The sequence below is a fragment of the Barnesiella propionica genome, assembly GCF_025567045.1.
Taxonomy (GTDB): domain Bacteria; phylum Bacteroidota; class Bacteroidia; order Bacteroidales; family Barnesiellaceae; genus Barnesiella_B; species Barnesiella_B propionica.
This window is the reverse complement of record NZ_JAOQJK010000003.1, coordinates 72,731-94,133: the sequence shown is the minus strand read 5'-3', so window position 1 is coordinate 94,133 and position 21,403 is coordinate 72,731. Positions and strand designations below refer to the sequence as shown.

The following is a 21,403-nucleotide window of genomic DNA, read 5'->3' as shown; positions in this document are numbered from 1 at the left end:
ATTTTTGCAATAATAAATCTGTAAACGAATATTGATTATGAAACGATTGGTTATAATGAGCATGATGTTGCTGATATCTGTATCTGTTCTTTGTGCTAAAACACCGGCTAAAATAAAATTTACCGAAAAAAAATATGATTTCGGTTTTATTGCTGAAAACAAAGGGCCCGTAACTCATCTGTTCGAGTTTACTAATATAGGAGAGTCTCCTTTGGTAATAGTGGATGCAAGGGCCTCCTGCGGCTGTACTAAACCTGAATTTCCTCAGGAACCTATTGCTCCCGGGAAAAAAGGAGCTATTAAAGTGATTTTTAATCCCGAAGGACGTCCCGGAGAATTTAAGAAAGGGATAACGGTGGTTAGTAATGCAAAACCTAGTAAAAATAATTTGGTTATTATTGGTGTCGTGAAACCTGAACAGAAATAGCGGAGTGTACTGTGTCTGTGATATTTAAAATAAAGATATGAAAAGAATAGCTCTATTATGTTTGTTGTTTTCGGTTGCCATGCTATCTATATTTGCCCAGCCGAAGATCAGTTTCGAATCAGTTGTACATGATTTCGGTACTTTTGATGAAGACGGCGGAAATGTTTCTGCAGAGTTCAGGTTTTCCAATACCGGAAATAAGCCGTTGGAAATTACATCGGTCAGAGCTACATGTGGTTGTACAGTACCGGAATACTCCAGGGAACCTATTGCTCCGGGAGAAAATGGAGTTATAAAGGTGACGTATAACCCTAAAGGACGTCCCGGAAAATTCGATAAATCGATTTTTGTTTACAGTAATAACGAACCGTCGCGAATGACCCTGAAGATAACAGGTAATGTTACACGGTCGGCTCATTCTACTTATGATTATGCTTATAATATAGGTGCTTTGTACCTTAAAAGCCTGCAGGTTCCTTTTTTCGATTTAATGAAAGGTGAAACAAAGGCTGGAAAAATACAGGTGATGAATAGTGGCAAAGAATCGGTCACACCGGTAATAAGAGATTTACCTAAGCACATTACTGCTGTTTTTGTTCCGGAAGTATTGCATCCCCTTGAGGAAGGAATATTGGTTGTTACTTACGATGCGGGATCGGTGAAAGACTGGGGATTCCGGAGAGATGAATTCCGGATTGATATGGCCGATGACACGTTAAAGTCGGCATTAAGCAAAATAACCGTAACAGCGAATATAAAAGAAGATCTTTCCCAATGGAAAGAAAATATGGATAATGCTCCTCTGATGAAACTATCGGAACGGACGGTTGATTTCGGTTTCGTTAAAGGTTCCGGAAAGGTAGAGAAAGAAGTGGAGATAACCAATGAAGGACATTCTCCGCTTATTATCCGTAAAATAGGGAACGAAACTCCGGTACTGAAAATAAAATTAGGAAAGAAAAAAATTAAACCGGGAAAATCTACCCGTTTGAAGATAGAAGTTGATCCGTCCAAGTCCCGTTCAAATCTTATTAATTACCGGTTAATTGTGATTACCAACGATCCTCATAATAGTTCTCAGGTAATACGGGTATTAGGACGTTTAGAATAATATACTTGATTATGGAACATATAGAAAATGACGATAATTATGCCGGCTTATCGGTAAATAAAGGTATATCCCAGCCTCCCACAGTTAATCCTTATTTGCAGAAAATGAGGAAAGCCCGGCGTAGGCTGTATACGGCAGGAGAATATGTAGAAGGTATATTGAAGGGGGATATGTCCATATTAAGCCAGGCTGTCACTTTGGTAGAGAGTAATCTTTATGAGCATCAGGTTTTGGCGCAGGAGGTAATAGAAAAGTGTTTACCTTATACTTGTGAATCGGTGCGTATAGGCATTACCGGGGTTCCCGGGGCAGGGAAGAGTACATCTATCGATGTATTCGGACTGCATGTTTTGAAAAAAGGAGGAAAACTGGCTGTACTGGCAATCGATCCGAGTAGCGAACGATCCAAAGGCAGTATACTGGGTGATAAGACGCGCATGGAAAAATTATCGGTGCATCCGGGAGCTTTTATTCGCCCTTCCCCTTCTGCCGGCTCGTTGGGAGGTGTTGCCCGTAAAACGCGTGAAACCATTGTCTTATGTGAGGCTGCCGGATTTGATAATATATTTGTGGAAACCGTAGGTGTAGGGCAATCGGAGACAGCGGTACATTCTATGGTCGATTTCTTTTTATTAATCCAGTTGGCCGGAACGGGTGATGAACTGCAGGGTATAAAACGAGGGATTATGGAGATGGCAGACGGAATAGTGATTAATAAGGCCGATGGTAATAATATAGAAAAAGCCCGCCTGGCCCAGGCACAATTCCGGAATGCATTGCATCTTTTCCCGCCTACACCTTCCGGATGGCAACCTCAGGTACTTACTTATTCGGGATATTATGAAATAGGTATTAAAGAGGTATGGGATATGATAGATGAATATATCCTGTTTGTAAAAAAGAACGGCTATTTTGATCATAAAAGACAGGAACAATCGAAATACTGGATGTTCGAGTCTATTAATGAGCAGTTGAAGGATCATTTCTATCGTAATCCGCAGATCGAAATTATGCTAAGGGAAAAGGAACGGAAAGTATTGTCTAATGAACAAAGTTCTTTTATGGCAGCTAAAGATGTTCTGGATTACTACTTTAATATAAAATGAAAAATTCGGAAATATGTTGAGAGACCCTGTTCTTGAAATAGGGTCTCTTTTTTTGTTTCGATGTTATTTGTTTTTGAATTGTTTAACACGGGTAAATTATATAATAAATGCCTGTATATATAAAAAATAAGTTTATTTTGTTTTTATTATTGTTGCAGATAATAAAATAAATTATCTTTGCCGGGATTTATGAAAGTTAAAAAAGTATGAATAAAAGGTCTAAGATATTATTATTCTTATCCTTTATGCTGTTAGGAATGAGTTCGTTACATGCTCAAAGAGTGGCACTCAAAACAAATGCAGTATATTGGGCTGCACTTTCTCCCAATTTAGGGGTGGAAGCTCGTTTGTCCCGACGATTTACATTGAATGCCGATATAGCGGGCAATCCGTTTTCTATAGGGACGATCTCTCCTAAGTTTATACAATTTCAGCCGGAACTCCGTTATTGGTTCAATCGTCCTATGGTGCGTCATTTTATGGGTGTTACCGCATTGATCTCAAATTATGATATGCGTATAAAATCTCACTATTATCAGGGCGATGCATATGCGGCTGGGGTCACTTATGGATATGCGTGGGTACTGGGCCGGCATTGGAACATGGAGGCCACTATCGGTGCGGGTATAATGCGGTATAGGAATTATAAATATGGGATTCATGACGGGAAACCATTGCAATTCAATAATGTGAAGACAACTCTGGCTCCTGTGAAACTGGGATTGTCTTTTTCTTATATTTTTAAATAAATACATCAATAAGCATGGTGCGCTTTTTTTCTGCTGGAATTTATAAAGTTATTATATTGTTTTTCCTAAGTACATTTTTTTTAGAAGGATATGCTCAGGATTTTATTCGGGTAAGGGGTTTTGTTACCGATATTAACGGTAATCCGTTGAACCGTGTAAGTATATATGATAAAGAGACGAATAAGACAGTAGGTACGTCGGATGAAGAGGGTAAATACGTTGCAACCATTTCCAGAAACGGTACATTGCTTTTTACTTATTTGGGTTATGAAGAACGTGAGGTAAAAGTTTTGGGACGTCTTAAGATAGATGTAAAACTGGAACAATCCAGCGTGAATTTGAACGAAGTTGTCGTGGCCGCCAAAAAGATCGTGGATAAGATAATTCCTGAACCTACCGATATAGAGGTTATCGGAAATTATTTTCATGTCAGGACCCGTGTTAAGATTCCGAAAGAGATGTTCGATTCGGATACCCGGCTTATCATACAGCCCGATATTTATAACGTAACGCGTAAAGAACTTCGTTATATGGCTCCTTTGGTCTTTGACGGGAAAGAATATAATATTACGCAGCAGCGGTTGTATGATTATGATATTACGATGGATCCTCTGCATGAATATATAACCGTAAAAAGCAGTAGCGGGCAGAAAGACGATCTAATTCCCTATAATGACTCTCTCTATGTCGAGAATCCGAAAGATGATTTCCGGTGTGATATGATAATGGCATTGGAAAATTATAATCGTATATTGTACCGCGATACATTTGTTATTGCACGGGGAATTGTAAATCCGTTACGTTTTCTGGAATATAAGTTCGGGGAAAATTATATAACCGATCCGGCTTATTTCCCGAAAGCAGAAATGCAGTTGAGAGACAGTAAAGGAGAGGTTAAGCTGACGTTCGAGATAGGAAAAACTTCCATTGATTATAAAAATGAGATGAATCGTTCCGAAATAGAGCGGCTGAATCAAGAGTTAAAATTGGTGGAGTCTAACCCCGATGCGTCTCTACAAACTTTTTCCATTACCGGTGCGTCTTCTCCCGATGGTTCTTATGAACGGAATCTTCAGTTAGCTAAGGGACGTATGAATGTTGCTACGGACGCTATCTTGGGACAGTTACAGGCTAATACGCGTTCTGTTTTGTCTATACAGTCCGAGGCCCGCGTGGAGACATGGGAAACTGTGGTGATGCAACTTCGTTCCGATTCATTGCAGAGCGAGGCTCAGGCGATCCAGGACATCGTAGATAAAAATCCGAAAAATATTACCCGGCAGTCCCTTTTAATTGCCCGTCTTCCATTCTTTAAAAAAATACTTGCTGCGGAATATTTGCCTCGTCTGAGAAAGGTTGAGTATGAATATACCTATTCTATATTCCGTTATCTTACCGATGAGGAAATAGAAACATTATATAAAACCGATTACAAGCAATTGACCCGGAATGAATTTTGGAGATTGTACAGCAAGGAAAATGATTTGATAAAGAAAGAAAAAATATGCCGTCAGGCACTGGAGGTTTATCCGCGTTTTATGGTGGCTGCGAATGACCTGGCTGCTACTTGCATTTCTTTAGGAAGGCCTGATTCGGAAATACTGAAAGATTATATGGGCGGAAATGTGCCGGATGCGGTGAGATGTAATCAAATGATCGCTTTATTGCATGAAGGGAAATATGAGAAAGCCGATTCTATAGCAGGTTTATTACCGGTTAATGAAATGACTGAAAAAATCGTTGCTGTGTCCCGGGCTTTGAATGGAAAATATGAGGAAGCCTATCCTGTCGTTGCGTCTATGAGTTCTTTGAACGAAGTACTGATGTTGCTGGCGTTGAAGATGAACGATGAAGCCTGGGATAAAGCAGAGAAATTGGGCGAATCGGCTAAAGAAGAATATATAAAGGCAATTGCGGCTAACCGTGTAGACAAGGTAATGCCGGCGTTAAGCCATTTGCGTAAAGCGATAGAATTAGATCCATCATTATTGGATATCGCTAAGATCGACGGGGATGTACTTGATTTGTTGCAGGAATAAATGTGCGTGAAAATGATGCGAAAAGAAAGAAATATATACAACCTTCCGCTTAGAGATATATTGTTTGCGGTGTTGACCGGATTGTTTATGATCCCGGCATGGGGGCAGAAGCCGGAAAGAGAAACAAATGCTCTGGATTATGTATTGCAAAAGCCTGCCATGAACGAGAAGTTTAAGAAAAAGAGATTCGGTGATCATCTTTTCATTGCACCGGAAGCCGGTGTCACCTTTATGAGAGGGAATTCTCCGTTCTGGTATCATTCTTATGGCGGACGCGTAGGTCTGACAGTCGGTGACTGGCTGACTCCTGTGCACGGATTGCGCCTCGGATTGAATGCCGGAGTACATAACGGTCCCGGTAACCTGAATCCGTATTTTGGCGGAGTCTCGCTGGATTATATGTTGAACTTTAGCGCATTGGGACTGAAGTATGAGCACAACCGCATATTCGAACTAGTGGGTACTGCCGGATTGGAATATATGTATGGTTATAAGTTTGCCCAGGGAAAACATGTGGGAGGAATAAGATTCGGGCTTCAGGGGAAAATAAATATTTCTCCGATGGCTGTGTTTTATATAGAACCTCGTTACGGATTTTACAGCGACGGTCTTGATTTCCGGACATCTTCATGGAAATATGATACGCAATTCTCTCTGATGGCAGGTTTAGGCTATCGTATCGTTCCTGCCTCCTATCGAAGAACGGAGCCTTTTATATATCACCTTTTCTTTTCGATAGCCGGAGGCGGAGCAGCCTTGCTAAGACCATCTTCAAAGCTTTTTTCGGATAAAGGGGCTGTAGCATCCTTTTCAATAGGAACATGGTTTACCCCTGCTTCTGGATTAAGATTTACCGCTAAAGGAACCTATTTATCTAAACCGAATGCACCGAAAACTAAGGATATAGGAGTAGAGGCCGATTATATGTTGAATATGCATGCATTGTTCGGAGGTTATCGACCGTCCCGCCGTTTTGAGATTTATCTTATGGCCGGAGTGAATTATGATTATGTGAAAGCCTGGAAAGAAAAAAATAAAACATGGGGATTCGGTATCGGAGGACAGGCCGTCTTACATCTCAACGATAATGTAGACCTTTTTGTAGAACCTCGCGTTACTGCTTATAAAGACAAGACTTGGGGAGATATTAATCTTGGGCATATGGATGCAGTGGGAACGCTCATGGCCGGGGTAACTTATAATTATGCGCCTTCTAAACGCTATAAGAACGGAGTATTTTCAAATAACGGATTTTCTGACCACATGTTTATGGGTGCAGGGGTAGGGGGAATGATACTTGTCAATGCATCGCAAATTAGGCATCCGAAAGGAAATATCATACCTTCGGTATATGCATATGTAGGGAAATGGTTCTCTTCCACTTCCGGTCTCCGCCTTTCGGTTGAAGCCGGAGGTTTTAAAGACGGCAGACCTGCCATACATAAAATAGGCATCCTGGGAGCTGACTATATGTGGAATATAACTTCTTGCCTGAATGGGTATAATCCATCCCGTGTTTTTGAACTTATTGGTGGAATAGGTGCCAATGTGGCTTTAACGACCGGGAATACCCGCAATATATTTCCCGGTGCTAATATAAGTTTACAGGGATTATGGCATGTGAGCGACTTTGTAGGATTATTTATAGAACCTCAGTTGCATATATATGGCAATAGTTTTGCAAATGGCACTATACCTGTTATTCATACTGACGGACTGTTAAGTGCCCGTGCCGGAATCAATCTCCGGTTCAACGGATATAATAAACAATATAGCCGTGAATTGTTTGATAAGGCCGATACCAAATCTTTTGTATCTATAGCCGGAGGCTTTAATACGACGGTAATAGGAGCGCGTTCTTCCGCTAATCACGGTTTGACCGGGCAGGTCGCATTGGGCCGGTGGTACACTCCAATTTCTGCATGGCGGTTGGGAGCTAATTCCGTAGTACGCCGGGATGGTTCTAAAGAATATCTGTATGCAGGTTTGTCCTTAGATTATATGATGAATCTCAGTAATCTTGCGCTGCAGTATAGCCCGCACCGCGTATTCGATGTAATCGCATTTGCCGGTGCCGGTCTCGGGCTGAATTATATGAAAGGAGATGAATGTTTTGTTCCCTCATTGGACTTTGGTATTCAAGGACGTTTCAATGTCTCTTCACATGTAGATATTTTTGTGGAACCTAAAATATTATTGCAGGGTAAGAACCGGACGAGCCCTACACGTAAATTGAATCCGGAGGCAATGTTATCCGTAGGCTTGAACTATAAGATAGGCGAAGCTTCGTCCCGAATGAACGGAACAAGTGCCAATTTAGGATTTACGCCTAATTCGTCCGTTTCAGTTTCTATAGGTCCGGGGGCATTTAGCGAAACAACTTTCCGTTCATCGAATTTCTCGAAAAATCTGGCAACCAGTATAGCTGTCGCCTACGGCTACCGTTTTACCAAAATTTCAGGGGTGCGTTTCTCTGTTGATTACAGTTTATTGCCCATTACTGAGAATAATCTCGGACTTATATCGTTGAATGCCGATTATATGTTCAGCCTCGCTACTTTATTATCCGGTTATGATTCTAAACGCCCCTTTGATATATGGGGTATGGCAGGTCCGTCATTAGGATTTGTTTTCGGAGGCGATATAAAGTCCGGAACGGGTTTGGGCGCTTCATTGGGTTTACAGGCCGCGTGGAGTGTTTCCGAGAATGTGGATATTTTCCTCGAACCTTCCATGCAATTATGGGATGGGGCTATCTATTCCTGTTCTGCAAGAAGTTATGCTATTAACGGAAATCTGAGATTAGGTGCATCATACAAATTTTAATGAGTTTCCGATAATACTCTTTTACCTGAAATATATATTTAAGGTTGTTCCCCGATTCCGGAACAACCTTTTTTATTCACACGCGGTGGTCTTGCCGTAATCCTGGTTTTTTCCCGTGCGATATTTATTCGGAAACATTGAATGTTTTTTGTGTGAACTATCTATATAAAGAAGCCATTCGTTTATATTACGAATGGCTTAAATTATAAAGAGAATATTTACAATCTGAAGTGAATTATTTTCTTTTTCCGGAATGTCCTTTTCTTGTTTGGTTCTTATCTCTGTATTTCAACATTTCCTGTGGGAATTTTAATTCTGCCTGTCGGTATTTGAATAACTTTTCTTTCGATAAGAACTGTTTGAATTTCAAGTAATATTCTTTTTCTATGGCTGCTTCCTGAACAGGAATATCTACCAAGGCATCCGCGGCTTTTTCGTATTCGGCGTCGGTCACTTTCTCATTTGACTTGAGTATGCTGCGTGTCAGTTGCCTGTTTTCCTTATGTAGTTTATGCTTTTTTGTCTCTTTCTCATTGTATAAGGGAAAGAAACGAGCAGCTTCTTCATCGGAAAGCCCTATTTCTTTTATAAGGAAATTACGTTTTATCGATCTGAATTCTTCGAGCCATGCTTTTCGCTTTTCCTGTTCTTTCTTTTTATCCGTATTCTGGGCAAAAAGCATAAAAGATGAAACAGAAAGAATAAATATGAGAGTAAGAGATAATATACGTTTCATTGTCTTGTATTTTATTGTAGATTAGAATCGGAATACATCATTTCCATGATAGTATATTCATCGATGTTTCCGTAATATATATAATCATCCAGTAGTTGTTCATCCTGTACCGAAGCGATTTTGCTCATGGCGGGATAGTTCCCTTCTGTTTTATTGTTGCCGTTTCCGGTAAATATCTTCATCATCAGGACGACCCCCATAAACATGGCAGCCATGTAGACGAGTGGCCGTATTCGTTCCCAAAGCGTAGACTGATGTAAATCGGGTATTTCTCTTTCCGGTAATTGTGTACGCATGCGTTCACTGAAATTCTTGAAATAATTTTCCGGCGTCGTGAATCCGCTTTTCCGGTCAATCTGGTTCAATATGTTATTCTTCTTTTCCATATATTTTATACTTTAGACTATAGTGAGATAAGAAGGTTTAATCCTGGTCGGATAAAAAATCTTCGATTTTTTTCGACGCAATGTGATAAGATGCTTTCAACGCCCCAACTGAAGTTCCTAATATCTCTGAAATATCTTCATATTTCATTTCATCGAAGTAACGCATATTAAATACCAGCCGTTGCTTTTCGGGTAGTTTCAGTATTGCTTTCTGAAGAAGTTTTTGCATTTTGTCTCCGTCGAACCATTCTTCCGACTCCAGTGCTTCTAAAAGATAACTGTCCGCGTCGTCTATGGATATGTGTCTGGTTTGCCGTTGCTTTGTCAGGAATGTAAGGCTTTCGTTTACCGCTATACGATAAAGCCAGGTAGATAATTTAGCATCTCCCCGGAAATATTCGATGCTTCCCCATGCTTTCATGAACGTATTTTGTAAAAGGTCGTCGGTATCTTCGTGGGAAATTACCATTTTACGTATCAGCCAATAAAGAGGTTCACTATAATGTGCCACCACCTGAGTAAAAGCATCACGACATGTAGCAGGTTTCTGTAGCCGCTCGATAACAGTCTCTTCGTTGTAGGTTTGCATATCTTGTTTTCATTCGGACAACCGTAAAAATTACGGTATGAATCCTGTAGCAGGACTCGTTTTTGTTTGTAAATTTACACAGTATTGCCGGTTTCGCAATAACATGTTATACACTTTTTTTGTTATTATAAAAATTATAAGATATTTAAGTCTAAGATATTAAAAAAATATAAGATGGATCATACAACTATATTAGTCGCATTCGGGCTTACTATGCTCGCGGGTTTGTCAACCGGAATCGGGAGTTTACTCGCTTTTTTCAGTAAACATACCAATACCCGTTTTCTGTCGGGAGCGTTGGGCCTTTCGGCAGGTGTAATGATATATATATCTTTTATGGAATTGATACCGGAATCTTTGGCGTTACTGGGTGAATCGCTTCCCGAACGTACCGCTACTCTGTATATGCTGGGCTCTTTTTTTGCCGGAATAGGTTTGATCGCTATAATAGATTTTCTTATTCCCGAAGATGAAAATCCTCATGAGGTTCATAATGTGGAAGATGTTGATAATAAGGGCGGACTTAAACGTACGGGAGCATTACTGGCTTTTGCTATTGCCATACATAATTTTCCGGAAGGGCTGGCTACTTTCGCTTCGGCTTTAGAGAATATGGATATAGCCATTCCTATTGTAGTGGCTATTGCTATACATAATATACCGGAAGGGATAGCGGTTTCCGTTCCCATTTATCATGCGACGGGTAACCGGAAAAAAGCTTTTTGGTATTCTTTGTTGTCCGGGATGAGCGAACCTTTAGGTGCACTGGTCGGTTTTTTATTCCTTTTTCCTTTCTGGACTCCGGTTATCAATGCATTGCTCTTGTCTTTTGTCTCCGGTATAATGGTATTTATTTCCTTTGATGAATTATTACCGGGTGCAGAGAAATACGGACATCATCATTGGGGTATCGGCGGAGTAGTCCTGGGGATGGCTTTGATGGCCGTTAGTCTTTTGATGTTTATGTAAAAGCGGAGTCAAAATCACTATATGTTGTGATTGTGTATGCTGTTCAGGTTGATTTATTTTGTATGACAATAATTGGGATAATTATCGTTATTCCTCCAAAGTTAGTTTTTTATGAGAAAAATACTACTCTCTTTATTCTTTCTCGGGTGGTTGTTACCGGTAAATGCTTTGCCTGTAAGTAAAAACAGTGATACTTTTCTGGAGACCGACAGTGCGGGATATCGTTCTTATAGGCTGGATGAAGTTACGGTTATCAGCAATCCGAAAGCTTATGCCAAACTTTTCGAGTTTCCGGGTTCTATCACTTATTTAAGTGAGCGCAACATAGAGGAATTGAATCTTCGTTCTGTCAAAGATATTTCGACGGTAGCTCCTAATTTGTTTATTCCCGATTACGGTTCGAAACTTATTTCGTCAGCTTATATCCGGGGCATCGGTTCCCGTATCAACTCCCCGGCCGTAGGACTGAACGTGAATAATATACCTTATCTCGATAAGAGCGCTTTTGATTTCGATTTTCTGGAAATAGACCGGATAGAAATATTGAGAGGGCCCCAGGGCACTCTTTACGGTCGTAATACGATGGCTGGGCTTATTAATATATATACGAAGTCCCCTTTTGATTATCAGGGTACGAAAATTATGCTTGGCGGAGGTAATTATTCGGCTATGGGGATATCTGCATTTACAAGCCGGAAAATAAACGGGAAAATGGCTTTCTCTCTTGGTGCCCGGTATCGCAGCAATGATGGTTATTTTACTAATAAATATAATGATAAATCTTCTGGTGATACGAAAGTGGGAGGAGCCCAATTCCAATTCCAGTGGCGGGCGAATAAGCGGTGTAAATTGGCGGTTAATTTTGACTTTGAATCCAGCGATCAGAAAGGATATCCTTATAATTTTTACGATAAAGAGACGGGAAAATGGGGGGATATAAATTATAATGACGAATCTTCTTACCGCAGAGATGTGATAACGGGGGGAGTATTGGCTCAATACATACACGACCGGTTTATGTTCAGCTCTACGACAAGTTATCAATTCCTGGACGATGACCTGCATTTTGACCAGGATTTTACTCCTTTGTCGATATTTACCCTGAGACAAAAACAACGTGCACACACCGTTACGCAGGAGTTGGTTATCAAGGCTACTCCTGAAAAACGCTGGCAGTGGTTGGCCGGAGTATTCGGCTCGTATCAAGGTCAAAAAACAGACGGCCCGGTGGATTTCAGGAATGACGGGATACGCCTGCTGATTGCCGATCAGACGAATAAGCAACTGGCTACCCTAAAGGATAAATTCCCCGCAATGCCTGTGATGAAAGTAGATGTGAATAATAGCGACTTGTATATCGACGGGATATATAGGACTCCTTCTTACGGTTTTGCCGCATTCGGACAGTTTACTGCAAACGATCTTTTTACTAAAGGGCTGTCTGTCACAGCAGGATTACGCCTGGACTATGAACATTTGGAAATTACTCACCATACTTATGCTACCGAAGATTTATCGGGCCATATTACCGGAACGAAGAATATTATGGGGAACGATATAGAATTGTTCAGAATACCGTTTGTTCTTCCTCTGGGGCTCGAAGGTGCAGAGTCGATGAACACAGTAGAACTTTTACCTAAATTCGAGATAAAATACACATTCGCTAAAAGCGCTTTTATTTATGCATCTGCCGCGCGGGGATATCGTTCCGGCGGGTATAATTTTCAGATGTTTTCTAATCTCATACAGGCTCAGATACGTACCGATATGATGAAAACTCTGATGGATAATATGCCCGGTATGGGAGGGAATATGCCGTCGATGGGAGGAAGTTCAGAGCCTTTGTCGGTAAATGACGTTATTTCTTATAAACCTGAGCATAGCTGGAATTATGAAATAGGAGGGAGAGCCCGGATGCTGGATAATAAGCTTACGGCAGATGCCGCATTGTTCTATATCGATTGCAGAGACCAGCAAATATCGGCTGTAAGCGGATATGGACGCGTCACACGTAATTCGGGACGTACAGCCAGTTACGGCCTGGAAGCTTCTTTGCAGGCTACTCCCGTAAAGAGCGTATTACTTACGGCCGGATATGGATATACTCACGCTACGTTTAAAAAATACCATGACGGCGCATCCGATTATACGGGTAATTACGTTCCGTTCGCTCCTATGCATACGTTATCTGTTACAGGAGCTTATACACTCAATATTAATCGGAATACCAGCCTTACTTTCGATGCGCAATATTTAGGACGAGGGAAAATATACTGGACTGAGAGAAATGATGTGTCGCAAGGATTTTACGGATTGTTAAATGCCGGAATTACCTTGGCTAACCGTAATGCGGAGATAAGACTCTGGTCTAAGAATTTGCTTGATACACGTTACCAGAGTTTCTATTTTGAGACCATGAATGCCGAGAATCTGGCTGTCGATAATAGTTTTATGCAGCGGGGACGTCCCTTGACATTCGGAATGGATGTAACCGTAAAATTCTGACGGCTGATTGTACATAAGTATTTGTGTATTTTGCACATATTAAAGTACTGCTTTTTATGGTCATTCTTTGGAACTTGTCCGATGGAATGACCGTTTTCTGTTTTTATATCGGATAGGTTGTTTAGATAATATTGTTTGTACTTTTTAAAGAAACATAATTATAACCTGTTCTCCGTATATAAACATTCAGAGGTGCTTTTCTGTTATTTCACAAAAGCCTGCTTGTACTGCTCTTCCGGTAGGTAAGTATTAATTCAAATAAGGAAAGTATGAAATGTAAAATGTTATGGGTAGCGATAATTGCGCTGCTTTTTCCCTTTGCGGGAATGTCTCAGAAAAGTTTTGATTGGGGACCGAAGGTAGGTATTAATTTCTCGACCATTACATCTACCGGAGCCTCTTCCTGGCGTACTGGAGTTAATGCCGGTTTTTTTGCACGGCAACGTTATAATTCATTTATTGGTGCGCAGGCCGAATTGATGTATTCCACTATGGGTGCTAATTATGACGGGGGCCACGATCGTTTGGGATATATTACCATACCTGTGGTTGCTAATGTTTTCTTGATCGATAAATTGGCGTTACAAGTGGGCCCTCAATTCGGGTTCAAGGTGTATGATAAAATTACTTATCCGGCCAATATCTCTATGACAGGAACGAAATCTTTTAATACTTTTGACCTGGAATTTCTGGTAGGCCTCGGCTATGAGTTTAATTTCGGGCTTATTGCCGATTTCAGGTATGGCATAGGGCTGACTAATGCTGTTAAAAGTTCCCATAACGGAGGAAAGAACAATAAAAATGAAATGTTCCAGCTTTCAGTCGGGTGGAAGTTCTAAGATTACCGTATTACGCGGCGGAGACGGGATATTTTACAATAATATCCCGTTTTCGTTTATATTGGAAAGTTTAATTTTTCCAGTAATTCGTAGTAGTGCAGGTCTATTGTTTTAGCGATTTGTTTCAGAACCGTTGGTTTTGTATATCCGGCTTTTTCCAATACGCGCATAGAAGCTGTGTTGAATTCGAATACATTTGTAAAAAGCCGGGTAATGGGGTTGTATCAAAAATATATTACGGGAAGAACTTCACGGCATCACTTACAATACCTTTGTTCCTGTAATCTTTACCTATTTAGTATCCTATTCCGCCGACAGCTTTGTCGTCAATAGTAAGACCCCGTTCCTCTGCCTGTTCTTTTTCGCTGTAAGGATGTGGAAAGTATCCCTCACATGTTTAGTAATGTCATCGGCTTGTCGTGCAAGCGATCTATAATCGCCAGACTGCCTTTTCGTATGGAACAGCCGTTGCGCATAATTTGCATAAGAATGTAATTGTGGTCAAAACAGACTGTTATGCCATCTCGAGTCCGAATGTATCCGCGAGGTCTTTGAGGGATGAATTTTTTTCCGCCATATGCTGGAACAGTTCTTTAGGACCGAATATTTTTTGGCTTTCGCCTTTTTCGTTGATCTTCGTTTGCATCGTGATCTGATTGTTACGTAGTTCCTGTTTCAGGAATTCCATCAATTCTGTTCCCCGGTTATTCAGGAGTTCTACCTGCATCTTGTTTTCTACGGCTACTTCAAATCTGGTTTGATCCAGCATATAGGGAAGCGAGCTTCGCATGGTATTTACCAGAGCCACTTCTGTAGAAATAGTCTCGGTAAAATGTAACCAGGACGTTTGTAGCTGTTCTTGTGTGAACGGAGTGTTCAGTATGACCTGTGGAGCCTGAGTTTGTTGTTCTTCTTCTTGTGCCTGTCCGCCTAATTTTATGGATATGCGTGGAGGAGTAGGTGCTTTATGTACCGGATTCTCTATTTTCTGGTTTATCTGGAGATTCGGAGCGTGTGGCGATTCTTTGGATGGGGACGGAGAAGCAATGCCCGATAAAACTGTATTAGGTTCAGGCGATACAGGCTTTGCTTGTGCTATCGTCGTCTGGGGAGGAGTAACGGCCGGCTGAATATTCGTTACCGGAGTAAGTTTTTGCAGAGGAGGATTTTTAGGGGATGGCGATTCCTCCGTTGCCGTAATCGTAATCTGGCAGATTTGTATCAGCATCAATTCTACGAGGAATTGTTTGTTACTGCTTATCCGGTAATCCAGATCGCACCGGTTACTTAATTCCATGGCTTTATACAGGAATTGCTGGCTGCAACGTGCGGCTTGTTCTCCGTAACGTTGGGCTACAGATGGTCCTACTTCGAGCAGAGGCAACGTTACGGGATCTTTACTTACCAGTAGGTCTCTGAAATGGTTACTTAATCCGCTTACGAAATATTGCGCTTCGAATCCGTTATCCCGTATTTTCTTGAAAACCATAAGAGCTTGCGATACATCGTTATTGAGAAATGAATCCACCAGCTTGAAATAATATTCGTAATCCAATACGTTGAGATTTTCGATAACGGCTTTATAAGTAATATTTCCTCCGGTAAAACTGACTACCTGGTCAAATATGGACAAAGCGTCACGCATTCCTCCGTCGGCTTTGTTGGCTATTATGTTCAATGCTTCCGTCTCGGTACTGATACCTTCCTGTGATGCAACATATTGTAAGTGTTCGGTAATGTCGGCAGTCGTTATACGCTGAAAGTCATATATCTGGCAGCGGGACAGTATCGTCGGTAGTAATTTATGCTTTTCGGTAGTTGCCAGTACAAAGATAGCGTGGTGAGGCGGTTCTTCCAATGTTTTCAGGAAAGCGTTGAAAGCGGCGGCCGAGAGCATGTGTACTTCATCAATAATGAATACTTTATATTTCCCGATCTGGGGTGGAATACGCACTTGGTCGATAAGAGTCCTGATATCCTCGACCGAGTTGTTGGATGCCGCATCAAGTTCCATAATGTTGTAAGAACGTTGCTCGTTAAAAGCTTTACACGATTCGCATTCGTTACAAGCTTCTCCGGTTTCTGTCGGATGCAGGCAGTTAATTGTTTTCGCGAAAATACGGGCACAAGATGTTTTCCCTACACCGCGAGGTCCGCAAAAGAGATAGGCGTGAGCTAGTTTATGCGAATCTATCGCATTTTTAAGGGTTTGGGTAAGTGCTTTTTGTCCTACTACCGATTTGAAAGTAGAAGGACGGTATTTCCGTGCCGATACAATATAATTATCCATTTTATTTTTTTCTCCTGTCGTTTTGCCGGGCAAATATAATCTTTTCACCGTATCTCTTAAAATCCGGATGATATAAATTTTTGTTATAGCTCCGTCATGTGTTCGTTCGCGCGGAGGCGTGTTATTTCCCCAGTTCGTCTTTACCGAAACATAGCGGTAATAAGTCTTTGATAGATTCTGTAATATAAATTTTGTCCTCACCGTATAACAAAATGCGTATAGGATGGTCGTAACGGTTTTCCGTTTCCAGTATCACCTGACGGCACGCACCACAGGGAGCTGTGGGTGTTCCGGTGAATTTTCCTCCGGTTTGTGCAGCGATGGCTAACAGTTGCACAGCCGATTCCGGATATTGTGAATTGGCGAAGAACAGGGTCACTCTTTCGGCACAGAGTCCCGAAGGATAAGCGGCATTTTCCTGGTTGCTTCCTTGTACGATCTCTCCGTTATCGAGCAGAGCCGCCGCCCCTACTTGGAACATCGAATAAGGTGCATAAGAATGGGTAGTCGCTTCTTTTGCCATATCTATAAGTTTTTTTTCAATCCGATTCAGTTCTTCGTATTTACAAACTGTTATCTTTGCAGTGATATTTAAATTTTCCATAGTCATATAATATGATGGGTATGACTACAAATATAGGAATAATTTTGAATTCCTTTTGTGAGATAGTTCCTTTTTAGAAAATTAAAATACTTGTTATTTATGAGCCGTTTTAAAATTTTCACCACATTGTTCCTGATTGTCTTACTGAGTGGTTCCTCCTTGTACGCACAACAAAAGAATAAATTATATCTTAATTATATTGAACAGTATAAGGATATTGCTGTCCGCCATCAAAAGGAACACGGCATTCCGGCAAGTATCACATTGGCCCAGGGATTATTGGAGTCGGGTGCTGGACGCAGTACTTTGGCTCTTAAATCCAACAATCATTTCGGGATCAAATGCCATAGCGGATGGAAAGGAGGCCGCACCTATCATGATGATGATGCGAAAGGCGAGTGCTTCAGAGCCTATAGAGATCCGAAAGATTCTTATGAAGATCATGCCCGGTTTCTGAAGAAAAAAAGATATGCTCCGCTATTCGAATTAAAGATTACCGATTACAGGGGATGGGCAAAGGGGCTTAAAGAGTGCGGTTATGCCACCGATAAAGCATATGCCAGTAAACTGATACAAACGATAGAATTATACGAGCTCTACGAATATGACCGCCCGCGGAAGAATAAACGTGAAAAAGAATCCTCCAAAAAGGAATTGCCTGTAGGTTATAAGCCCCATCAGGTTTATCGTTCCTGGGGGTTGCTGTATGTGGAAGCCAGGGAAGGAGATGAGATGGAAATGATAGCCAAAGAACTGGGCTTTAATGTGAAGAAATTGTATAAGTTTAATGAAATTCCAAAAGGTTTTCCCGTTTCGGCCGGAGATATAATTTACCTGGAAAAAAAGAACAAGAAAGCAGAAAAAGGATATGATACTTATACGGTACGTTGCGGGGACTCTATGCACAGTATATCACAGAAATTCGGAATGCAGATGAAGTCCTTATATAAATTAAATAAGAAAGACGGAGACTATGTTCCGTCTGAAGGTGATATACTGAAGTTGAGATAAAAGATCTCTCCTCCGTTTGAAATGATCATATATAGTTTTTTCTGTTCAGAAGTTCTCTATTTCCAGTACGGCAGGACAATGGTCGCTGTGGCAAACCTCCGGCAAGATTGCAGCGTCTCGTAGCAGCGGTTCTGTCTCCCGGGTTGCCATGCAATAGTCTATACGCCATCCTTTATTGTTGGATCTTGCATTGAAACGATAACTCCACCAGGTGTACCGTGATGTCGCTTCCGGATAGAAATATCTGAACGTATCTATATAACCGTCCTTCAGAAAACGGCTCATCCACTCCCTCTCTTCAGGAAGAAAGCCGCTGTTTGTGGCATTCCGTACAGGATCGTGAATGTCGATAGCTTCGTGGCATATGTTATAATCTCCGCAAAGGATCAGATACTTACGGGTCTTTTTCAGCTCTTTTACGTACGTCTGGAAATCTTCGAGCCATTGCATTTTGAAAGCTTGACGTTCGTCTCCGCTTGTTCCCGAAGGATGATAAATGCTGGCAACGGAAAGTTTTCCGAAATCGGCACGTAAGAAACGTCCCTCATTATCATATTCCGGTATTCCCATTCCATATTCTACATGGTCGGGTTTTTGCAGAGTAAATATGGCTACACCGCTATACCCTTTTTTCTGTGCGGAAAAAAAGTAACAATGATATCCCAGCTCTTCCAGCTCTCCGACCGGAACTTGTTCCGGTTGCGCTTTAGTTTCCTGCAGGCAAAGTATGTCGGGCTTTTCTTCCCTTATCCATTCAATAAGACCTTTGCCTAATGCGGCCCGTATGCCGTTTACGTTGTATGTGATGATTTTCATCTTTCTTCTTCCGGTATAGTGATTTCTCCTATCAGCGAGCAGTTCATGTTGTCTTTAACTTCTTGGGTCGAAAGTTTATGGCCGAACAGGAACATGAGCTTCGTTACGGCTGCTTCCGTAGTGCTGTCATATCCGCTTACCACTCCGGCTTCTAATAGCTTATTTCCTGTTCCGTATCGTTTCATCTGCACGCCTCCCCCCCTGCACTGAGTTACATTCACTATGACAATCCCTTTATTTACAGCTTCCTTCATGAGTCCAAGAAACCATTCTTTAGTCGGGGCGTTACCGGAACCGAATGTTTCCAGTACGACACCTTTAAGTCCCGGAATATTAAGAATAGAACGTACTGTCAGTTCCGATATGCCCGGGAACAGCTTCAGGATAACTACATTCGAATCCATGAGATAATGAGGCCGTAAAGGTTTATGAGAGGCATGACGGTATATGACATTATCGTAATATCTTATATGTACGCCGGCATGTGCTAAAGAAGGGTAATTGGTCGAACGGAATGCGCTAAAATTCTCCGCGCTTATTTTTGTCGTCCGGTTTCCTCTCATCAGGTGGTTCTCGAAAAAGATGCAGACTTCGGGGACCAGCGGTTGTCCGTTTTCTTTGGCGGCTGCTATTTCGATAGCCGTGATAAGATTCTCTTTTCCGTCCGTTCTTAACATGCCGATAGGTAGTTGTGAACCGGTGAGAATAACCGGTTTGCCCAGGTTTTCCAGCATGAAACTGAGTGCGGATGCAGTGTAAGCCATTGTGTCGGTACCGTGAAGTACGACAAAACCGTCGAACAAATTATAGTTATCTGCAATGATGTGTACAATCTTTATCCAGGAATCCGGCTCTACTTCCGAAGAATCTATGGGAGGTTCGAATTGGATCGTAGATATGGAGAAACCGAGTTGCCGTAATTCGGGTACGTTATCGAGCAGGTGGTGGAAGTTGAAAGGCTCCAGAATACCTGTTGTCTTATTTTCCGCCATACCTATAGTACCGCCTGTATATATGATGAGAACCGAAGTTAGATTGTTTTTCATTTTAAAATATTGGATTTTATGACAAATGTAATCAAAAAAGTGGTTTTTTAAATCTTTTGTCGATGAAAAAATGTTTGTTTAAAGAGTTACTGAGGATAGTTTAGTAGCAAAAAGTTCGTAGGAGATTATAAATGGAGTGAATATGACAATTATAAGAAAACTTTTTTTACGTTTGTAGTCCAAAAGCCTAATGGGATATGAATCGGGAAAAAATCAAAGGACATGCGGCCATGCTGGTCGCTTCAGTTATTTTCGGTCTCAACATACCTGTCAGTAAAAGTATTATGATAAACGGCTGGATAAGCAGCACGGGACTTACTTATTTACGTATGTTTGTCGCTACTATCGTTTTCTGGTTGATATCCCTGTTCTTTCCCCGGGAACCTGTCACGCGCCGGGATATGTTTATTCTTTTTTTCGGAGGAATTTTAGGGATTCTGTTGAATCAGGGCAGCTTTATCATCGGGCTCGGATATACGTCGCCTATAGATGCAGGACTTATCGTGACCGTATCGCCCGTACTGGTGATGTTGCTTTCGGCCATGGTGCTGAAAGAACCTGTTACATTAAAAAAAACGGGCGGAGTATTTTTGGGAGGTGCCGGTGCCATAATTATAATACTCTCGGGTGCGTCGGGTGTCCATAGTGCAGGTAGCAATCCGTTGCTGGGTAATCTGTTGTGTCTTTCCGGAGCTTTGTTTTATTCTGTTTATCTCATCATCACCAAACCTATAATGCAGCGATATACTCCTATTACGCTTATGAAATGGATGTTTTTGTATTCGGCTCTTTTGTCCATGCCTTTCGGGCTTCCCGAAATTCTTGGGGCACGTGCCTTTACCGCTGAAACACAAATCTCGGTGTTGCTGCGTTTGGGTTATATTACTTTGTTAGCTACGTTTTTCACATTTTTTCTTATTCCGGTAGCATTAAAACGTATACGCCCCACAACCGTAAGTATGTATAATTATGTGCAACCGCTGGTGGCTTCAATTGCTGCTATACTGGCAGGCCAGGATGCTCTTACGTGGGAGAAGCCGGTAGCTGCGGCCTGTATATTCGCCGGGGTGTATATGGTTACGCAAAGCAAGTCCAGGGCGGATGTATTGAGAGAAAAGACGGAAAGCAACCGGTAATTTAAAACCGCTATTGCTCTGGATGAATGTTATGTTCGGATAATAAAATATGAATATTTGAAATAAAAAATTAAATTTTTATGGATAAATGAAAAATATTGATTAATATTGCACTATTAAAAAAAGAGGATTAATAGTTAATCTATGGCTACGAGGTACATATATTGTTGCACTACATCCCATACATTGCAGACCACCCCTTAGGGGGTCAATTATTT

18 protein-coding genes are annotated in these 21,403 nt (G+C 41.3%); 11 read left to right on the top strand and 7 right to left on the bottom strand.

All coding sequences use genetic code 11. The features are described from left to right. The first annotated feature begins 37 nt into the window (after positions 1-37). The 6 genes from OCV73_RS05100 (at position 38) to OCV73_RS05075 (ending at position 8,258) form a co-directional block, all read left to right on the top strand. The gene (locus OCV73_RS05100) at positions 38-427 is read left to right on the top strand and encodes a DUF1573 domain-containing protein (RefSeq protein WP_147549897.1); all 390 of its coding nucleotides are present in this window, start codon (positions 38-40) and stop codon (positions 425-427) included. A 37-nt stretch (positions 428-464) separates the two neighbouring features. Then, positions 465-1,538 carry a DUF1573 domain-containing protein gene (locus OCV73_RS05095; protein ID WP_147549894.1) on the top strand — a complete coding sequence of 358 codons (1,074 nt, stop codon included), beginning with the start codon at positions 465-467 and terminating at the stop codon, positions 1,536-1,538. An 11-nt stretch (positions 1,539-1,549) separates the two neighbouring features. Next, positions 1,550-2,644: a methylmalonyl Co-A mutase-associated GTPase MeaB gene (gene meaB / locus OCV73_RS05090; protein WP_147549891.1), complete on the top strand. Its 1,095-nt coding sequence runs from the start codon at positions 1,550-1,552 to the stop codon at positions 2,642-2,644. 206 nt (positions 2,645-2,850) lie between these two features. Next, positions 2,851-3,393, top strand: a complete 543-nt coding sequence (locus OCV73_RS05085) for a DUF3575 domain-containing protein (protein WP_147549888.1) — start codon at positions 2,851-2,853, stop codon at positions 3,391-3,393. Between the two features lie 56 nt (positions 3,394-3,449). Next, positions 3,450-5,432 (top strand): carboxypeptidase-like regulatory domain-containing protein, encoded by a 1,983-nt coding sequence (locus OCV73_RS05080; protein WP_167551211.1) that lies wholly within the window; start codon positions 3,450-3,452, stop codon positions 5,430-5,432. A 12-nt stretch (positions 5,433-5,444) separates the two neighbouring features. After that, positions 5,445-8,258 carry a porin family protein gene (locus OCV73_RS05075; protein WP_147549882.1) on the top strand — a complete coding sequence of 938 codons (2,814 nt, stop codon included), beginning with the start codon at positions 5,445-5,447 and terminating at the stop codon, positions 8,256-8,258. Between the two features lie 235 nt (positions 8,259-8,493). Here the strand turns inward: OCV73_RS05075 and OCV73_RS05070 are convergent, their stop codons facing one another. The 3 genes from OCV73_RS05070 to OCV73_RS05060 are packed head-to-tail and all read right to left on the bottom strand — an operon-like array spanning position 8,494 to position 9,969. Further along, complete coding sequence (locus OCV73_RS05070) at positions 8,494-8,994, bottom strand: hypothetical protein (protein WP_147549879.1); 501 nt, start codon at positions 8,992-8,994, stop codon at positions 8,494-8,496. Between the two features lie 11 nt (positions 8,995-9,005). Continuing rightward, positions 9,006-9,380, bottom strand: coding sequence for a hypothetical protein (locus OCV73_RS05065; RefSeq protein ID WP_147549877.1), 375 nt, complete (start codon positions 9,378-9,380; stop codon positions 9,006-9,008). A gap of 37 nt (positions 9,381-9,417) precedes the next feature. Further along, a complete protein-coding gene (locus OCV73_RS05060) occupies positions 9,418-9,969 on the bottom strand; it encodes an RNA polymerase sigma factor (RefSeq protein WP_147549874.1) in 552 nt (183 codons plus the stop codon). Positions 9,970-10,143: 174 nt separating this feature from the next. Here OCV73_RS05060 and zupT point away from each other — a divergent pair, with 174 nt between their 5' ends. From zupT to OCV73_RS05045, 3 genes are all read left to right on the top strand, one after another. Beyond that, positions 10,144-10,938, top strand: coding sequence for a zinc transporter ZupT (gene zupT, locus OCV73_RS05055; protein WP_147549871.1), 795 nt, complete (start codon positions 10,144-10,146; stop codon positions 10,936-10,938). Positions 10,939-11,049: 111 nt separating this feature from the next. Then, on the top strand, positions 11,050-13,443 hold the full coding sequence (locus OCV73_RS05050) for a TonB-dependent receptor (protein ID WP_147549868.1): 2,394 nt from the start codon (positions 11,050-11,052) through the stop codon (positions 13,441-13,443). Between the two features lie 269 nt (positions 13,444-13,712). After that, positions 13,713-14,282, top strand: coding sequence for a porin family protein (locus OCV73_RS05045; protein WP_147549865.1), 570 nt, complete (start codon positions 13,713-13,715; stop codon positions 14,280-14,282). A gap of 514 nt (positions 14,283-14,796) precedes the next feature. Here OCV73_RS05045 and OCV73_RS05040 read toward each other — a convergent pair. Together OCV73_RS05040 and OCV73_RS05035 are read right to left on the bottom strand one after the other, a co-directional pair. Continuing rightward, positions 14,797-16,572 carry a DNA polymerase III subunit gamma/tau gene (locus tag OCV73_RS05040; protein WP_147549862.1) on the bottom strand — a complete coding sequence of 592 codons (1,776 nt, stop codon included), beginning with the start codon at positions 16,570-16,572 and terminating at the stop codon, positions 14,797-14,799. 121 nt (positions 16,573-16,693) lie between these two features. Beyond that, positions 16,694-17,176 (bottom strand): cytidine deaminase, encoded by a 483-nt coding sequence (locus OCV73_RS05035; RefSeq protein ID WP_147549859.1) that lies wholly within the window; start codon positions 17,174-17,176, stop codon positions 16,694-16,696. A 99-nt stretch (positions 17,177-17,275) separates the two neighbouring features. On the opposite strand from OCV73_RS05035, the gene OCV73_RS05030 reads away from it, so the two are divergent. Then, positions 17,276-18,187, top strand: a complete 912-nt coding sequence (locus tag OCV73_RS05030; RefSeq protein WP_147549856.1) for a glucosaminidase domain-containing protein — start codon at positions 17,276-17,278, stop codon at positions 18,185-18,187. 45 nt (positions 18,188-18,232) lie between these two features. On the opposite strand, the gene OCV73_RS05025 is transcribed toward OCV73_RS05030, so the two are convergent. Both OCV73_RS05025 and OCV73_RS05020 read right to left on the bottom strand, forming a co-directional pair. Then, positions 18,233-19,003: an exodeoxyribonuclease III gene (locus tag OCV73_RS05025; RefSeq protein WP_147549853.1), complete on the bottom strand. Its 771-nt coding sequence runs from the start codon at positions 19,001-19,003 to the stop codon at positions 18,233-18,235. Next, positions 19,000-20,049, bottom strand: a complete 1,050-nt coding sequence (locus OCV73_RS05020; protein WP_147549850.1) for an asparaginase — start codon at positions 20,047-20,049, stop codon at positions 19,000-19,002. The genes OCV73_RS05025 and OCV73_RS05020 overlap by 4 nt, the downstream gene beginning before the upstream one ends. 197 nt (positions 20,050-20,246) lie before the next feature. On the opposite strand from OCV73_RS05020, the gene OCV73_RS05015 reads away from it, so the two are divergent. After that, complete coding sequence (locus OCV73_RS05015) at positions 20,247-21,185, top strand: DMT family transporter (RefSeq protein WP_262512874.1); 939 nt, start codon at positions 20,247-20,249, stop codon at positions 21,183-21,185. The last annotated feature ends 218 nt before the right edge of the window (positions 21,186-21,403 follow it).

Excerpts from the sequence above, each read along its gene's own strand:
- OCV73_RS05050 (WP_147549868.1), top strand. The coding sequence starts at position 11,050 with ATGAGAAAAATACTACTCTCTTTATTCTTTCTCGGGTGGTTGTTACCG.
- OCV73_RS05065 (WP_147549877.1), bottom strand. The coding sequence starts at position 9,380 with ATGGAAAAGAAGAATAACATATTGAACCAGATTGACCGGAAAAGCGGA.
- meaB (WP_147549891.1), top strand. The coding sequence starts at position 1,550 with ATGGAACATATAGAAAATGACGATAATTATGCCGGCTTATCGGTAAAT.
- OCV73_RS05040 (WP_147549862.1), bottom strand. The coding sequence starts at position 16,572 with ATGGATAATTATATTGTATCGGCACGGAAATACCGTCCTTCTACTTTC.
- OCV73_RS05100 (WP_147549897.1), top strand. The coding sequence starts at position 38 with ATGAAACGATTGGTTATAATGAGCATGATGTTGCTGATATCTGTATCT.
- OCV73_RS05095 (WP_147549894.1), top strand. The coding sequence starts at position 465 with ATGAAAAGAATAGCTCTATTATGTTTGTTGTTTTCGGTTGCCATGCTA.
- OCV73_RS05060 (WP_147549874.1), bottom strand. The coding sequence starts at position 9,969 with ATGCAAACCTACAACGAAGAGACTGTTATCGAGCGGCTACAGAAACCT.
- OCV73_RS05085 (WP_147549888.1), top strand. The coding sequence starts at position 2,851 with ATGAATAAAAGGTCTAAGATATTATTATTCTTATCCTTTATGCTGTTA.
- OCV73_RS05070 (WP_147549879.1), bottom strand. The coding sequence starts at position 8,994 with ATGAAACGTATATTATCTCTTACTCTCATATTTATTCTTTCTGTTTCA.
- OCV73_RS05075 (WP_147549882.1), top strand. The coding sequence starts at position 5,445 with ATGATGCGAAAAGAAAGAAATATATACAACCTTCCGCTTAGAGATATA.
- OCV73_RS05035 (WP_147549859.1), bottom strand. The coding sequence starts at position 17,176 with ATGGAAAATTTAAATATCACTGCAAAGATAACAGTTTGTAAATACGAA.
- OCV73_RS05045 (WP_147549865.1), top strand. The coding sequence starts at position 13,713 with ATGAAATGTAAAATGTTATGGGTAGCGATAATTGCGCTGCTTTTTCCC.
- OCV73_RS05020 (WP_147549850.1), bottom strand. The coding sequence starts at position 20,049 with ATGAAAAACAATCTAACTTCGGTTCTCATCATATATACAGGCGGTACT.
- OCV73_RS05015 (WP_262512874.1), top strand. The coding sequence starts at position 20,247 with ATGAATCGGGAAAAAATCAAAGGACATGCGGCCATGCTGGTCGCTTCA.
- zupT (WP_147549871.1), top strand. The coding sequence starts at position 10,144 with ATGGATCATACAACTATATTAGTCGCATTCGGGCTTACTATGCTCGCG.
- OCV73_RS05025 (WP_147549853.1), bottom strand. The coding sequence starts at position 19,003 with ATGAAAATCATCACATACAACGTAAACGGCATACGGGCCGCATTAGGC.
- OCV73_RS05030 (WP_147549856.1), top strand. The coding sequence starts at position 17,276 with ATGAGCCGTTTTAAAATTTTCACCACATTGTTCCTGATTGTCTTACTG.